This window comes from Thiomonas sp. UBA7699 (assembly GCF_002482605.1).
GTDB lineage: Bacteria > Pseudomonadota > Gammaproteobacteria > Burkholderiales > Burkholderiaceae_C > Thiomonas > Thiomonas arsenitoxydans.
Genome location: NZ_DLGH01000001.1, coordinates 140,104 through 155,324, shown reverse-complemented (window position 1 = coordinate 155,324; position 15,221 = coordinate 140,104). Strand labels below are relative to the sequence as shown.

Here is a 15,221-nt window from a genome sequence, read left to right as displayed (position 1 = left end):
TTGGGCCGCCTCAGTTCAGGCCGGCCTTGCCCGGCAGATCGAGGGCGCAGAGATCCATCGCCGCCTCGCGCCAATGGCGCTGTGCTTGGTCTTCACGCTCGATGCCTTCGAGCAGTTGCGCCAGCGCGGCATGAATCTGCCCGCGCAAACGCCTTTCGTCATCACTGCAAGACTGGATGGCCTTTTGCAGATGCTGCTGCGCCTTGCCCCAGAGCTGCATTTCGGCACAGGCCGCGCCCGCGGTGAAATACGCCTGCGCCTCTTGCGGCCAGCGGCCCAGCCACTGCTCGGTCTGGGCGACAAAACCAGCGTCAATGCCCGTCAGCATGGCGCGCAGGCTGGGCATGAACAGACCCGGCTCGGCCTGCGGGCGGTTGAGCGCGTCGATCAGCAGTTGCCGCGCTTCGCCGACTTCACCGGCCGCCGCGAAGCCTCGGGCGGCCGCAATCACGAGGGTGGGGTCGGTGCGCTCCTGCACGGTCAGCCGGTGCCAGGTCGTGCGCAGGGCCTGCGGGTCGTCGCCTGCCTGTCGCAACAGCCCGGTGGCTGCGGTATGCAGCATGGCCTGCGCGGCTGCGGGATGCAGGGCGCCATGTTTGAGCAGGGTGCGCGCCAGCCGCAGCACGGCAGCGTGATCGCCCACCTTGCGCGCGGCCTGCAGCTCGATGCGCAGCGCGTGAGTGCGCCGCTGCACCCCGGCGGGCAGCGCGCGCAGCTGGGCCAGCGCTTCGCGCGGCTGCTTGGCGTCGAGCTGCCACTGCGCCTTCAGCAGCGCACCGGCATCGCGGGCCGGTTGCGGCAGTTGTTCCAGATAGGCGTCGCGCCGGTCATAGGCCTGGAGTTGCTGCGCCGACTGCGCCGCGGTCATCAGCGCGGCGGGAGCGAAATCGATGAACTCGGCCGCGCGCTGCGCCGCGCGCTCGGCCCTGCGAAAGCGACCGCCGAAATAATCGAACATGCCGTTGTGCAGGGCCTGCGCGGCCAGCCGCATCCGCCGCCGCGCCCGGAACTCTGCCGCCGCCTGTGGCATGCCCAGCAGCAGCGACAGACCGCGCAGCACCAGGTAGAACACCACGAAAGCCAGCAGCAGCAACAAAACCGCGAAGTTGAGCGACACATCCACCCGCCAGGGGGGCAGCAGCACGGCGACGTTGCCAGTATTGAGGGTCGTGCCCAGGGCCAGCAGCACAGCGGCCGCGGCCAGAATCAGCACCCAGATGAGCCAGCGCATCAGGGTGCTCCGCTATCCAGCGTGGAGAGCACGGCCAGCGACTCCAGATTGGCTGCGGGATTGGCCGAGAGGTCGAGCTGGGCGGCCTGACGGGCGAGCGACAGCGCCTGCACCATGCGCGGCTGGCGCTTGTCGAAATAGGTTTTCAGCGCTTCATCGATGCCTCGCATATCGCTGCGATACGCCACCGCATTGCGCGAAAGCAGATCGAGCCGCGCATTGAGGATGCGCAGTTTGAGGTTCTCGCGCAGGAATTCGCCCTGCTGCGGCGAAGCCAGCAAAGCGTCGCGCGAGCCCACGCGGGTGATGCCGAACAACTGCACCAGCGAGGCGCGAAAGCGCTCGAACCAGTCGCCCAGCCACGGCGCCCAGCGCGGGCCTGCGGCCGACGCCGGGGCCACGGGCGGGGTGCCCGGTGCGCTGGCGCCGTGGGCCGGTCCCGCCGCCGAAACTAGCCGCAAACTATCCACCAGCGCGGCCAGATCGTTGAGTTTGTGCGCGGCTGCGGCGATGTCGGGCGTGACGGCGCTGCGCAGCCGCGTCAGGTCGGACTGCACCGCGCGGCGCAGGATTTGCGCCTTGGGATTGGGCGAGCGCGCCAGTCGCGCATCGGCGCTTTGCAGGGTGGCGATGAGCGGCTGCACATTGCCGATCAGCTGGGCCTGCTGCTGCGCCAGGGCGATGAGCTGACCGGTTTCGGACAGGCGGGCCTGATCGCGGGTCTTGGCAAAGTCTGCATACAACGTCTCCAGCGCCTGACGCTGCGCCGCGAAGTCTTGCTGGCGCGATTCGAGCACCGCGAGCCGTGTCGTGAGATCGCGCACCGAATCGCTAGCCTGTTTGGTCAGCGTCTTGGCCTCGATGGCATCGGTCGTTGCGGTTTGCAGGCGCTGCGCAATTTCCGCCTGGGTGGCATACAGGCGGTTGTTCAGCCACCACGCCATCGCCACCAGAGCGACGACGAGGGCAACGAGAACCGGCCAGACCCAGCGGGCGCCCGGCAGGCCGACAGGCGCCGACTTCGTCAGTTCCGCCGATGGTGGCATGGCCGCAGGCTCAGGAGAAGCTGCAGCCGAAGCAGCAACCTGCGCAGCCGCAGGCGCTTGCGCCGGAGAAGGCTCTGCCTCGGGAAGGGTGCTGGGCTCAGTCATGCGGGCATTCTAGGAGTCTGTTGGGCTCGGGGCTGCGGCCAGACGATGCAAAGTGGACAGCACCTCTTCAAGCGGCGCGCGGGTCAGTTCCACCCGCCCGAAACCTGCCTCGCGCAGGACGCTGGCGATGCGCGGGTGGATGGCCAGCGCTCGCTGCGGGTGCAGCACGGCGGCGTCCAGCCCGGCCGGCTCGAGCAAGCGCTGCAGGTTATGCACGGCCTCAGTCGAGGAAAACAGCCACCAGCCGCCGCTACCCAACGCAGACTGCAGCAACGCCGCGGTCTGCGCGTTATATTCGGGCGCCAGCCGACTGTAGGCCTCGATGACTTTGACCTTGGCGCCCGCCGCTTCGAGCATGCGTTGCAGCAGGTCGCGGCCCGGCCCGCCCCGGAAGATCAGCGCATGGCGCCCGGCCCACGGAAAAGACGCCACCGGCCCCGGGGCGAAAGCGAGTTGAAGCGCGTTCCACAAGGCCTCGGAGTCGCCCTCGCCGCCCGGCTCATCGCCTCTCAAGGAAACGCAGGGCCGCCCCCAAGTTTCCTTGACCCCCTCGGGGGGCGGGCTGGGCGAAGCCCGGCCCTGGGGCGCTCTCAAGAAAACGCCGGGCCGCCCCAAATTTTCTTGACCCCCTAGAGGGGCGGGCTGGGCTAAGCCCGGCCCTGGGGGCGCCGCGCCCGGCGCGATGAGCCGCGGCCATGGCGCGTCGTCAGGCTGCGCGGTCAAAGCCCGGCGCACCGCGCGCAAGCTGCCCTCGCCGACGACGCCGATGGCGCAACGCGCGGGCCAGGGCTGGCGCAGCGCCGCGAACACCGCAGCCACCGCCGTAGGGCTGACGGGAATGGCCAGATCGGTCTGAGGCAAAGCGGCCAAGGCGGCGTGAAAACGGGGCAGATCGCCCGGCGGGCCGATGTGTTGCAGCGGAAAGTCGAGCATCTGCACACCGGCCGCGGCCAAAATCTCATGCGCTCCTCCAGACTGCGAGGACGCCCGGGTGGAGATCAGCGTGGTGTTGAGCATCGTTACCCCGCTTTGCCTGGAGCCATCAACCGGGAAAACTCAATGCGAACCGAGTTGCGCCAGCAGCGCGTCGGCGCCCTGTTCGCGCAACTGCCGCGCCACTTGCTGCCCCAGCGCCTCGGCCTGCGCCAGATCGGTGACGCGCCCGCGCTGCTGCGCGTGCAGCGCCTGGCTGCCGTCGGGCAGCCCCAACACCGCGCGCAGGTGCATTGCCTCGCCCTCCAATGTGGCATAGGCGCCCATCGGCGTGGTGCAACTGCCGCCCAGCCCCCGCGACACCGCGCGCTCCGCATGGGTGCACAAGGCCGTGGGCGGATGGTTGAGCGCAGCCAGCGCCTGCGCCAGATCGGGCCGGTCGGCGCGAATTTCGATGCCCAGCGCCGCCTGCCCGACGGCCGGGAGCATGTCTTCAGGTTCGATGACGGTGCGCACCCGCTCGCCCAAGCCCAGCCGCTTGAGCCCCGCTGCCGCCAGCAGGATGCCGGCATACTGCCCTTCGTCGAGCTTGCGCAGCCGGGTGTCGAGGTTGCCGCGCAGCGCCTGCACTTTCAGATGCGGATAGCGCGCGCGCAGTTGCGATTCGCGCCGCAAACTGGAGGTGCCGACCACCGCGCCCGCGGGCAGATCGGCCAGATTGGCGTAATGCGGGCTGACCCAGGCGTCTCGCGGGTCTTCACGCTCCATCACTGCGGTGAGCGCAAATCCGGTCGGCAGCACCATGGGCACGTCCTTGAGCGAATGCACGGCGAGGTCGGCGTGCCCTTGCTCCATGGCCACTTCGAGTTCCTTGACGAACAGCCCCTTGCCGCCGATCTTGGCCAGCGATTTGTCGAGAATCTGGTCGCCCTGCGTGGTCATGCCGAAAATCCGCACATCGCACTGCGGATACAGCCCCTTGAGCAGATCGCGCACATGCTCGGCCTGCCAAAGCGCCAGACGGCTTTCGCGGGTGGCAATGACGAGGGACGGTGGGGGAGTGAAAGTGGAAGTCATCGAATGATTCTAAAGAGCCGGTTCGCGCCGTGGCTGAATTCGGTGCCTGGAAGGCCACAGATCGGGGCATTGCAGTTCGATCGGCCTGCGGCAGCGCAATTCCGGTGTCGGTGCGGGCGCGTATCTTGCTTCGTTTTGTCTGGGCGCTGATAGCATCACTGCGCCCCAATTTCGTGCCCAATCAACCACTCTTCGCCATGTCGACACGCCCCTCAGCCGCACGCAACGCCTCCGATCCCGACGCACCTCTGTTCGACGACATCCGCCTGCTCGGGCGTCTGCTGGGCGACCTGATCCGTGAGCAGGAGGGGCAGGAGATGTTCGACATCGTCGAGACCGTGCGCCAGCTCTCGGTGAAGTTTCACCGCGACGGCGACGCCAAGGACCGCCGCGCCCTCGACAAGCTGCTCAGCAGCCTCAGCCGCGACCAGGCGGTCAGCGTGATACGCGCCTTCAGCTACTTTTCCATTCTGGCCAATATCGCTGAAGATCACCATGTGCTGCGCCGCGCCGAGCAGGATGCCGAGCGTGGCGCCCCGCCGCAGCGCGACAGCGTGCGCGCCGCCTTGGAGACGCTCAAGGACTCCGGCGTGGATCGGCAACAACTCCTGCAGTTTTTCGATCAGGCGCTCATTTCCCCGGTGCTCACCGCCCACCCCACCGAGGTGCAGCGCAAGAGCGTGCTCGACGCCGAACGGGCGCTGGCGCGACTGCTGGTCGAACGCGACGCGACCCGTCTGCCGCAAAAACGCGCCGACATCGAAGACGCCATGCGCGCCCGCGTGGTGCAGCTCTGGCAGACGCGGCTGCTGCGCTACGTCAAGCTGAAAGTGTCGGACGAAATCAAGAACGCGCTGTCGTTTTATGGCGCCACGTTTTTTTCGCAATTCCCGCGCCTGTATCGCAACCTGGAACGCGACATCGAGGCGCTCTTTCCCGCAGGCGGGCAAGACCTTGCCAAGACCGATCTGCCGGCCTTTTTCCGCATGGGCCACTGGATCGGCGGCGACCGCGACGGCAACCCCTTCGTCACCGCCGACACCCTGAGCTACGCCTTGCGCATGCAGTCGCGCACCGCCATAGAGTTCTACATGGCCGAAGTGCACGCCATCGGCGGCGAGCTGTCGATCTCGGCGCTGCTGGCCAGCGCCAGCCCGGAACTGATGGCCCTGGCCGAACAGTCGCCCGATCTGTCGGAACACCGCAGCGACGAGCCCTACCGGCGTGCGCTCATCGGCATGTACGCCCGGCTGGCCGCCAACCTGCGCAAGCTCGCCGGGGTGCAGGCCCTGCTGCCCGAAGTGGGCAGCGCCGAGCCTTATGCCAATGCCGACGAGTTCATCGCTGATCTGCGCATCATCCACGACTCGCTGCACCGGCATCATGCCGGGCCGCTGGCACAGACGCGGCTCGACCCGCTGATCCGCGCCGCCGGGGTGTTCGGCTTTCGCCTGGCCACCATCGACCTGCGGCAAAGCTCGGATCAGCACGAGGCCGTGCTGCGCGAACTGCTCGCCGCCGCGGGTCTGTGCCCCGACTACAGCCATCTGGACGAAGCCGCCAAGCAGGCGCTGCTCATCCGCTGCCTCAACGACCCGCGTCCGCTGCGTCTGCCGCACCACGTCTATTCCGACTGGGCGCGCAGCGAGCTGGCCGTGTTCGACCGAGCCTACAGCGCCCGGCGAGACTTCGGCCCGCGCGCCATCCGGCAATACATCATCTCGCACTCCGAGACCGTCAGCGACTTGCTTGAACTGCTGTTGCTGCAAAAGGAGGCGGGGCTGTTCCACGGCACCCTGGGCAGCCACGACAGCTACGCCGAGCTGCTGGTGGCGCCGCTGTTCGAGACCATCGAAGACCTGCGCAACGCCCCGGCCATCATGCGCGACTTCTATGCCCTGCCCGGCATCGCGGGGCTGGTGCAGCGCTCCGGCGGCGAGCAGGAGATCATGCTGGGCTATTCCGACAGCAACAAGGACGGCGGCTTCTTCACCTCCAACTGGGAGCTGTACTGCGCCGAGGTCGCGCTGGCCGAGCAGTTCGAACAGCTCAAGGCCGAGCATGGCATCACCCTGCGGCTGTTCCACGGCCGTGGCGGCACGGTGGGACGTGGCGGCGGGCCGAGCTTCGACGCCATCCTCGCCCAGCCGCCGGGCACGGTGAATGGCCAGATCCGCCTAACCGAACAGGGCGAGGTCATCACCAGCAAATACGGCAATCCCGAAATCGGTCTGCGCAACCTCGAAACCCTGGTGGCCGCCACGCTGCAGGCCACGCTGCTGCCGCAGACCAAGACCGCGAGCAAACCCCCGGCGCGCTTTCTCGACGCGGCTGCCGCCCTGTCCGAAGCCTCCATGGCGGCCTACCGCAAGCTGGTGTACGAAACCCCGGAATTCACCGATTACTTCTATAGCGCCACCCCCATTTCCGAGATCGCCGAGCTCAATATCGGCAGCCGTCCGTCCTCGCGCAAGGCCACCCGCGCCATTGCCGACCTGCGCGCCATTCCCTGGGGCTTTTCGTGGGGCCAGTGCCGTGTGGCGCTGCCCGGCTGGTATGGCTTCGGCAGCGGGGTGCAGGCCTTCCTCGACGCCAACCCGGACGGCCTCAAGCTGCTGCAGCGCATGGCCAAGCAGTGGCCCTTCTTCGCCACCCTGCTGTCGAACATCGACATGGTGCTGGCCAAGACCGATCTGCGCGTGGCGCAGCGTTATGCCGAACTGGTGGCCGACCCCAAGACGCGCCAGAAAGTGCTCAAGGCGCTGCAGCGCGAATGGCAGCTCACCACCGATATGCTCACCGCCATCACCGGCAACACCGAACGCCTGGCCGACAACCCCACGCTCAAGCGTTCGATCCGCGCCCGCTTTCCGTATATCGACCCGCTCAATCACCTGCAGATCGAACTCCTGCACCGCTTCCGCGAAGGGCAGACCGACGAGCGCACCAAGCGCGGCATTCACCTGAGCATCAACGGCATCGCCGCGGGGCTGCGCAATACCGGCTGAGGGCAGTTACGGGTTCCAGCCGCGCAGCGCCTGCATCGCCGCGTCGTAGCCGATTTCGATCGATTCTTCGGCGCGGCCGAATTCGAGAAAGCGGATGTCGCCCAGCGGCGGCCGAATGAGCAAGTCGGGCGGCTCGATGCGCAGACGGCTTTCGGTGATGTGCATTTCCATCACATTCACCGAAGCCAGCAGCACCTCGAACACATTGGGCAGCGGCTCCTCGCGGTCGGCCCAGCGCTCGAACTGATCCTTGGCCGGAGCGCTCGGGGCTTGCAGGCGCTGCTTGAGATCGGCCATCACCCGCCGATAGTCGGCCGCCCAGCGGCCTGCCGGTTCCTCCACCGAAGTTTCGCTGCGCCGGGGTTTGGGCCGCAGCCGTCGCTTGAGCCGACCGTCCACCACGCCATGATTGAGATCGACCGCAATCACCTGGTCCGCCCCCATGGCACGCACCACGCTGACCGGCACCGGGTTGCTCAAGCCCCCGTCCACCAACACCCGCCCATCCACGCGCACCGGGGTGAACACGCCCGGCACCGCAATGCTGGCGCGCACCGCCTCGATCACATCGCCTGAGCGCAGCACCACCTCGGCGCCGCTGTGCAGATCGGTGGCAATCGCGGCAAAAGGGATCGACAGCGCCTCGATCTGCGTCGCCGGCAAATGCTCGCGCACCAGTTCGGTGACCTTGGCGCCGTCGATCAGCCCCGAGCGAGGAAACACCACATCGAAAAACGACAGGGTCTTGCGCCAGTCGAAGGTCTTGAACGTGGCCTCCAGCCCGTCGGTGCGCCCCGCTGCGGCAATGGCGCCAACCAGCGCGCCGATGCTGCACCCGGCGATGAAATCGATGCGCACGTCGGCATCGGCCAAGGCCCGCAGCACACCCAGGTGCGCCATGCCGCGCGCGGCGCCGCCGCCCAGCGCCAAGCCGAGCCGGGGTCTTGGCGCTGAGGTCGAAGGCATGGAGACAGGCGCTGTTTGCATGGCGAAAGCATAAGTCCAGCGCTATGGGTGCGCTAAGACTCGCTCCCTAGAGTTCTTCTCACGCCAAGTCGGCGTTGTTTGTTCAACTTCTTCAGGGAGCTTCATCATGAAAATTCGCCAATCCATCCTCATCGCCACGCTCGCACTCGCTTCGGCCGCAGCCGGGGTCAGCGCTTTCGCCTCGAATGACGCGGGCAACGACGCGCGCATCATCCCCAACGCCAAGATCAGCCTGAGCCAGGCCGTCACCGCAGCCGAGCAGCATGTGGGCGGCACGGCCTCCAAGGCCGAAGTCGAGCAGCACGCGGGCAAGGCGGTGTATGACGTGGAAGTGGTCAAAGGCGCGCAGGTGTTCGACGTGAAAATCAGCCCGGATCAAGGCACGGTGATCGCCTCGACCCAAGACCGCAACGATCACGACGACCACGATCAGCAGGACTGATCGCTGCAACCGCCTCCTTTCATCCGGAAGCCCTCCGGGTGTCGTGGAGGCGGTGTAGTTTTGTCAACTCACAAAAACACCGCCACGCCATGCTGCATTTTCCTGCTTTCTGGAACGCCCTCAATCTGGGGCTCTACACCCATTGGGCCGCTCACGGCACGGCGTCACAAGCCAGCATCGACGTGGCGCTGTTCTTCGCCGAATACGCCATCTACGCCGCGCCCCTGCTGTTGATCTGGGGCTGGCTGCGCCACCCGGACGCGCTGCGCCCCCCGCTGCTGCAAGCCGCGGTGGCGGCCCTCGTGGCGCTGGGCATCAATCAACTCATCGGGCTGGTGGTGTTCGAGCCGCGCCCCTTCGCCCTCGGCCTCGGCCCTGCGCTGCTGGAGCATGCGCCGGACAGCGGCTTTCCCAGCGATCACCTCACCGTGATCGCCTCGGTCGCGACGAGCCTGCTCCTCACGCCGACATGGCGCCGGGCCGGTCTGCTGCTGGCACTGCTGGGCCTGCCGGTGGCCTGGGCGCGGGTGTATCTCGGCGTGCATTGGCCGCTCGACATGGCGGGCGCCGCGCTGGTGGGATTGATGGCCGCGCTCGTCGTCCATCTGGCGCGGCATCGTCTGCTGGAGCCCGCCATGCCCTTGCTCACGGGCCTCTATCGCAAACTGTTCGCACCGGCCATTCGTCAAGGCTGGGTTTTACGATGAAGCAAATTGTCACCCCACAGCCCACTGCCATGACGGTTCCCCATTTATCTCGCAGCGTTTTGCTCGCCGCTCTGCTTCTAGGCGGTTGCGCCAGCTATCACCCCGAGCCGCTGCCGACTTCCGCCGATCTGGCCGCATCGGCGAACCACCTGGATGTGGCGCGCAGCAAAATCGCGCTGCCCGCGCTGACCCGCTACAACTTCGATACCGCCAAGCCGCTGGACGCCACCGGGCTGGCCATCCTCGCCGTGCTCAACAACCCGCAGCTCAAGGCCGAGCGCGCAAGGCTGGGCGTGGCCCGCGCGCAAGCCTTCGACGCCGGGCTGCTGCCCGATCCGCAACTCGGCCTGTCGCAAGACTTCCCCGGCAACAGCGCGGGAGCAACGACTTCGGCGTACAACCTCGGGCTGTCTTACGACATTGCCGCGCTCATCACCCACCACGCCGCGCAAAGCGCCGCACAACAAGCCGCAACCCAGGTCAACCTGCAAGTGCTGTGGGCCGAATGGCAGACCGTGGCGCAAGCCCGCCTGCTCTACACCCAGATCACCGGCAACGCGGCGCGGCTGAAACTGCTGGAGCAGGAACGCGCCTTGTTCGCGCAGCGCCTGCAGCGCAGCCAGGCCGCGCTGGCGCAGGGCAATGTCACCCGGCTCGACGTGGACGCCCAGCTCGTCCCGCTGCAAGCCCTGACGCAAACCATCCAACAGATCGAACGCCAGCAACTCGGCCTGCAATCGCAGCTCCATGCCCTGCTCGGGCTGCAGGCGGATGTACCGCTGCCGCTGGCCGCGCCCTCTGAACAAGCCGCGCCCACCGCCGCGCAGGTGGCCGCAGCGCTCGAGCAACTGCCGCGCATCCGCCCCGATCTGATGGCGCTGCAGGCAGGCTATGCCGCGCAGGAGCAGAAGGTCTGGCAAGCCGTGCTCGGGCAGTTTCCGGCCTTCAATCTGGGCTTCACCCGCGCGCGCGATACCGCCGGGGTGAACACCGTGGGCTTCGGCGTGAGCATCAGCCTGCCGCTGTTCAACCGCAATCAGGGCGTGATCGCTACGCAGCGCGCCACCCGCGCGCAACTGCTGGCCGACTATCAGGCCCGGCTCGATCAGGCTGATGCCGATGTACGGCAGGCGCAGGCCGACATCGCGCTCCTGCAGCAGCAGCGTCAGACTCTGCTGCAGGCCCTGCCCGCGCTGGAATCGGCCGATGCCGCCGCACAGCAGGCGCTGCAGCAGGGCGGCATGAGTCTGCTGGAATTCATCAACCAGCGCACCGCCCTGCTCGACCAGCGTCTGGCGCTGCAGGCCAACGCGCAACAGCGCGCCGAGCAAATTCTGGCCTTGCAACTGCTCACCGGTCTTGGCCCCTACCGTCAGACCGCCGCCCAAGTTTCCCCGTCCAAATCCAACGCCGCACCGCTATGACCCTGCCCACTCGTGCCCGCCTCGCCCTTCTCGCCGCGCTGAGTCTGCCCTCGCTTTTCCTGACCCTTGGCAGCCTGCCGCGTGCGTTCGCTGCAGACAGCCCCATCTCCGCACAGGTACAGACCGCGCCGCTGCAACGCGGCGAGCTGCTGCATACCCTGCGCGCCTACGCCGTGGTGCAGGTGCCTGCGAGCCAGACTCAAGCCATCACCTTTCAGCATGCCATGCAGGTGCAAACCGTGGCCGTGCATGTCGGCCAGGCCGTGCGCAAGGGCGCGGTGCTAGCCACGCTGCACAGCGACGCCAGCACCGCGCTGGCTTACAGCCAGGCGCAGACCGCCGTTTCTTTTGCGCAGGGCGAGCTGGGCCGCATGACCGCGCTCAAGGCGCAACAACTCGCGACGCAGGCGCAGGTCGATGCGGCGCGCAAGGCGCTGACCGACGCGCAGGCGCAACTGCACAGCCTGCAGCAACAAGGCGCGGGACAGGCGGCAACGCGGGTGCTGGCGCCGCAAGACGGCATCGTGCTGGCGGTGAGTGCCGCGCCGGGTGATCTGCTGGCCGCAGGCAGCCCGTTGCTGCAGCTCGGGCGCAGCGGCAGCCTGCAAGCGCTGGCCGGCGTGCCGCCGGAAGACGCGTCGCGCCTGCAGCCCGGACAACCCGTGCGGCTGACTTCGGTGTTCGACCCGGCGCAGCACTGGCAGGGCACCATCCGCAGCATTGGAGCGGCCATCAACCCCAAGACCCAGCGCCTGGACGTGCAGATCGCCCTGCCTGCTCAGGCCGGTCTTCCTCCGGCCGGAGCCAGCGTGCAGGCCGACATGGTGCTCGGCCGCTGGCGCGGCTGGGTGGTGCCGCGCGACGCCGTGCTGCAGGACGAGCGCGGCGCCTTCGTGTTTCAGGACGACCACGGCAAGGCGCTACGCATCCCTGTGCAGATCGCCATTGAAAGCGGCCTGCAAACCGGCATTACGGGCGCTTTGAACCCGGCCATGCCGCTGGTCGTCGCCGGCAACTATGAACTTCGCCCCGGCATGGCGCTGCGCGTGATGGGAGCCCAGCGATGAGCGGCGCCTCGGTCTGGCTGCAACGCCATCGACGCTCCGTCCTGTTTCTGCTCGCGCTGCTGGCAGTCGGCGGGGTGTTTGCCGCGTTCAAGCTGCCGGTGGGGCTGTTTCCGAACGTGGACTTCCCGCGCGTGGTGGTCAGCGCCGATGCGGGCGACCGCCCTGCCAGCCAGATGATGTTGCAAGTCACGCAGCCGCTGGAGCAGGCGGTACGCCGCGTGCCCGGCGTGGTGGATGTGCGCTCGACCACCAGCCGCGGCACCGCCGATATTTCGGTGAGCTTCGACTGGGGCACGCCCATGGCGCTGGCCGCGGTACAGGTCAACGAAGCGGTCACGCAGATGCTGCCGCAACTGCCGCCCGGCACCCAAGTGTCGAGCAAGCGCATGGACCCGACAGTCGACCCGGTCATCGCCTACAGCCTGACCTCGAACGCACTCACCGCCGCAGGGCCGCCCCAAGGCGGTGAGCGCCCCCTCGGGGGGCAGCGAGCCTCGGCGAGCGTGGGGGCCTATACCCCAACTCAGCTCTACGACCTGGCCGAATTCCAGTTGCGGCCGCTGCTGTCCAGCATCGGCGGGGTGGCGCGGGTGCAGATACAGGGGGGTGCGCAGGAGGAATATCACGTCACCCTCGACCCGCTGAAACTGCAGGCGCTGGGGCTGGCGCTGCAGGACGTGAGCAATGCGGTGAGCGCCGCCAACGGCGTGCAGGCCGTGGGCCATCTGCAAGACCGCTACAAGCTCCTGCTCGCCCTGGCCGACTCGCGCCTGCATGATGGCGCGCAGATCGGCGACATCGTGCTGCGGGCCGGGCCAGACGGCGTCATTCGCCTCAAAGACGTGGCGCGCATCTCGCGCAGCACCGTGCCGCAATGGGTGCGCATCACCGCAAACGGGCAAGACGCCGTGCTGCTCAATATCTACCAGCAGCCGGGCGGCAACACCGTGCAGATCGCCCGCCATGTGCGCGAACTGCTCGCCAAAACCCCGCTGCCGCCCGGCGCGCACCTGGCCAGTTGGTACGACCAGAGCACCCTGGTGGTGGACAGCGCCGCCAGCGTGCGCGACGCCATTCTGATCGGCGTGGCGCTGGCCGGGCTGGTGCTGCTGCTGTTTTTGCGCAGCCTGAAAATCACCCTCATCGCCATGATCACCGTGCCCGCCGTGCTGGCCGCCACCGTGGTGCTGCTCTACGCCCTGGGGATGAGTTTCAACATCATGACCCTGGGCGGCATGGCGGCCGCAGTGGGCCTGGTGATCGACGACGCCATCGTGATGAGCGAGCACATCGTGCGGCGGTTGAGCGAAGCACGTCATCGCGGCGAAGCGCAAGCGCGGCACAGCGGCATCCTGCATGCGGCGATGGAGTATTTGCGGCCGCTGGCCGGGTCGAGTGCGTCCACCGTGGTCATCTTCCTGCCGCTGGCCTTCCTCTCCGGCGTCACCGGTGCTTTTTTCAAGGCGCTGTCGCTGACCATGGCCGCCGCCCTGGTCATCTCCTTTTTCGTCGCCTGGCTGGCCGTGCCGCTGCTGGCCGACAAGCTGCTCTCGCCCAAGGACATCGCGCGTGAAGCGCAGCGTGAAAACGGCCGCTGGCTCTCTGCCGTGCAACTCGGCTATGCGCGGGTGCTGGGCGCCAGCCTGCGCCGCCCGTGGCTGGCCGCGCTGGGACTGGCGCCGCTGCTGCTCGCGGGCTGGCTGGCTTACGGGCAAGTGGGCAGCGGCTTCATGCCGCATATGGACGAAGGCGGTTTTATTCTCGACTACCGCACCCCGCCCGGCACCTCGCTGACCGAGACCGACCGCATCCTCGCGCAAGTGGAGCAGATTCTGCGCACCACGCCCGAGGTGCAAACCTGGTCGCGCCGCACCGGGGCGCAGCTCGGCGGCGGCGTGACCGAAGCCAACGAAGGTGACTTTTTCGTGCGTCTCAAACCCCCGCCGCGCAAGTCGATCGACGTGGTGATGGAGGAGGTGCGCCAGCGCATCGAAACCCAGGTGCCCGGCGTGAAAATCGAACTGGCGCAGTTGATGGAAGACCTGATCGGCGACCTCACCGCCGTGCCGCAGCCCGTGGAGATCAAAATCTTTGACGACAACCCGCAGCAGCTCGCCGAGCTTGCGCACCGTACGGCGGCGGCCATCGGCAAGATTGCCGGCATCGTCGATGTGCGCAGCGGCATCAAGCCCGCGGGCGACGCGCTCGACATCCATATCGACCCCACCCGCGCCGCGCTCGAAGGCGTCGATCCGCAGCAGGTGCAGCAGCAGCTGCAAACCTTGATCGGCGGGAGTGTGGTGACGCAAATCCAGCAAGGTCCGAAGATGGTCGGTGTGCGGCTGTGGACGCCGCTGGCGCTGCGTCAAACGACCGACGACATCGCCCGCCTGCCGCTGCGCGCACCCGACGGCCATGTGTTCACCCTGGGTCGCATCGCGAGCCTCAAGGTGCTCACCGGCCAGCCGGAAATCCACCGCGAAAACCTCAAGGCGATGGCCGCGGTCACCGCGCGCATCAGCGGGCGCGATCTGGGCTCGACCATTGCCGACGTCAAAAAAATCATCGACGCGCCCGGCTACTTTCCGCCCGGCGTCTATGCCCAGCTCGGCGGGCTGTACAAGCAGCAGCAAATCGCGTTTCAAGGCCTGATCAGCGTGCTCGGCGCGGCGGTGCTGCTGGTGTTTTTGCTGCTGCTTTTTTTGTACGAGCGCTTCAAGGTGGCGATCAGCATCCTGGCCATGCCGCTGCTTGCGCTGCCCGCGGTGTTCATTGGCCTGTGGGCGGCAGGCATCGAGCTCAACATCTCGGCGATGATGGGCATGACCATGATCGTGGGCATCGTCACCGAGGTCGCGATTTTCTACTTCAGCGAAGTGCAGTCCTTGCTGCGCGAGCACCCTGAGCAGGGCCTGGACGCGGCGCTGGTGGCCGCCGGGCAGAACCGCATGCGCCCAATCGCCATGACCACGCTGGCGGCCATGCTGACGCTTGCGCCGCTGGCCCTCGCGCTGGGGCAAGGCTCTGCCATGCAACAGCCGCTGGCCGTGGCCATCATCGCGGGGCTGGCGGTACAGATGCCGCTGGTGCTGCTGGTCATGCCCGTGCTGTTCAAGCTGATGCGAGGCCGGCTGGACGACGCCGAGGCCGACGACAATCTGCCGCTGTCTGCAGTCTCTCCCCCTACCGAGTGA

11 protein-coding genes are annotated in these 15,221 nt (G+C 67.5%); 6 read left to right on the top strand and 5 right to left on the bottom strand.

What is annotated here, in order from left to right; all coding sequences use genetic code 11:
- Nucleotides 1–10: 10 nt before the first annotated feature.
- The 4 genes from B3H47_RS00690 to hemC are packed head-to-tail and all read right to left on the bottom strand — an operon-like array spanning nucleotide 11 to nucleotide 4,392.
- On the bottom strand, nucleotides 11–1,231 hold the full coding sequence (locus B3H47_RS00690; RefSeq protein WP_286985410.1) for a heme biosynthesis protein HemY: 1,221 nt from the start codon (nucleotides 1,229–1,231) through the stop codon (nucleotides 11–13).
- A complete protein-coding gene (locus B3H47_RS00685; RefSeq protein WP_286985409.1) occupies nucleotides 1,231–2,382 on the bottom strand; it encodes a uroporphyrinogen-III C-methyltransferase in 1,152 nt (383 codons plus the stop codon). Before B3H47_RS00685 ends, B3H47_RS00690 begins: the two co-directional genes overlap by 1 nt.
- A gap of 9 nt (nucleotides 2,383–2,391) precedes the next feature.
- Entirely contained in the window at nucleotides 2,392–3,399 is a 1,008-nt protein-coding gene (locus B3H47_RS00680) for a uroporphyrinogen-III synthase (protein WP_286985407.1), read from the bottom strand.
- 39 nt (nucleotides 3,400–3,438) lie between these two features.
- Nucleotides 3,439–4,392 (bottom strand): hydroxymethylbilane synthase, encoded by a 954-nt coding sequence (hemC, locus tag B3H47_RS00675; protein WP_286985406.1) that lies wholly within the window; start codon nucleotides 4,390–4,392, stop codon nucleotides 3,439–3,441.
- A 29-nt stretch (nucleotides 4,393–4,421) separates the two neighbouring features.
- On the opposite strand from hemC, the gene ppc reads away from it, so the two are divergent.
- The gene (gene ppc, locus B3H47_RS00670; RefSeq protein WP_414718215.1) at nucleotides 4,422–7,400 is read left to right on the top strand and encodes a phosphoenolpyruvate carboxylase; all 2,979 of its coding nucleotides are present in this window, start codon (nucleotides 4,422–4,424) and stop codon (nucleotides 7,398–7,400) included.
- Between the two features lie 6 nt (nucleotides 7,401–7,406).
- Here ppc and B3H47_RS00665 read toward each other — a convergent pair whose 3' ends face one another.
- Complete coding sequence (locus tag B3H47_RS00665; RefSeq protein ID WP_286985405.1) at nucleotides 7,407–8,387, bottom strand: patatin-like phospholipase family protein; 981 nt, start codon at nucleotides 8,385–8,387, stop codon at nucleotides 7,407–7,409.
- A 106-nt stretch (nucleotides 8,388–8,493) separates the two neighbouring features.
- On the opposite strand from B3H47_RS00665, the gene B3H47_RS00660 reads away from it, so the two are divergent.
- From B3H47_RS00660 to B3H47_RS00640, 5 genes are all read left to right on the top strand, one after another.
- Nucleotides 8,494–8,829, top strand: a complete 336-nt coding sequence (locus tag B3H47_RS00660) for a PepSY domain-containing protein (protein ID WP_286985404.1) — start codon at nucleotides 8,494–8,496, stop codon at nucleotides 8,827–8,829.
- 89 nt (nucleotides 8,830–8,918) lie between these two features.
- The gene (locus tag B3H47_RS00655) at nucleotides 8,919–9,536 is read left to right on the top strand and encodes a phosphatase PAP2 family protein (protein ID WP_156052966.1); all 618 of its coding nucleotides are present in this window, start codon (nucleotides 8,919–8,921) and stop codon (nucleotides 9,534–9,536) included.
- Between the two features lie 29 nt (nucleotides 9,537–9,565).
- The gene (locus B3H47_RS00650) at nucleotides 9,566–10,960 is read left to right on the top strand and encodes a TolC family protein (RefSeq protein ID WP_286985402.1); all 1,395 of its coding nucleotides are present in this window, start codon (nucleotides 9,566–9,568) and stop codon (nucleotides 10,958–10,960) included.
- Complete coding sequence (locus B3H47_RS00645) at nucleotides 10,957–12,027, top strand: efflux RND transporter periplasmic adaptor subunit (RefSeq protein WP_286985401.1); 1,071 nt, start codon at nucleotides 10,957–10,959, stop codon at nucleotides 12,025–12,027. The genes B3H47_RS00650 and B3H47_RS00645 overlap by 4 nt, the downstream gene beginning before the upstream one ends.
- On the top strand, nucleotides 12,024–15,221 hold the full coding sequence (locus tag B3H47_RS00640) for an efflux RND transporter permease subunit (protein ID WP_286985399.1): 3,198 nt from the start codon (nucleotides 12,024–12,026) through the stop codon (nucleotides 15,219–15,221). Before B3H47_RS00645 ends, B3H47_RS00640 begins: the two co-directional genes overlap by 4 nt.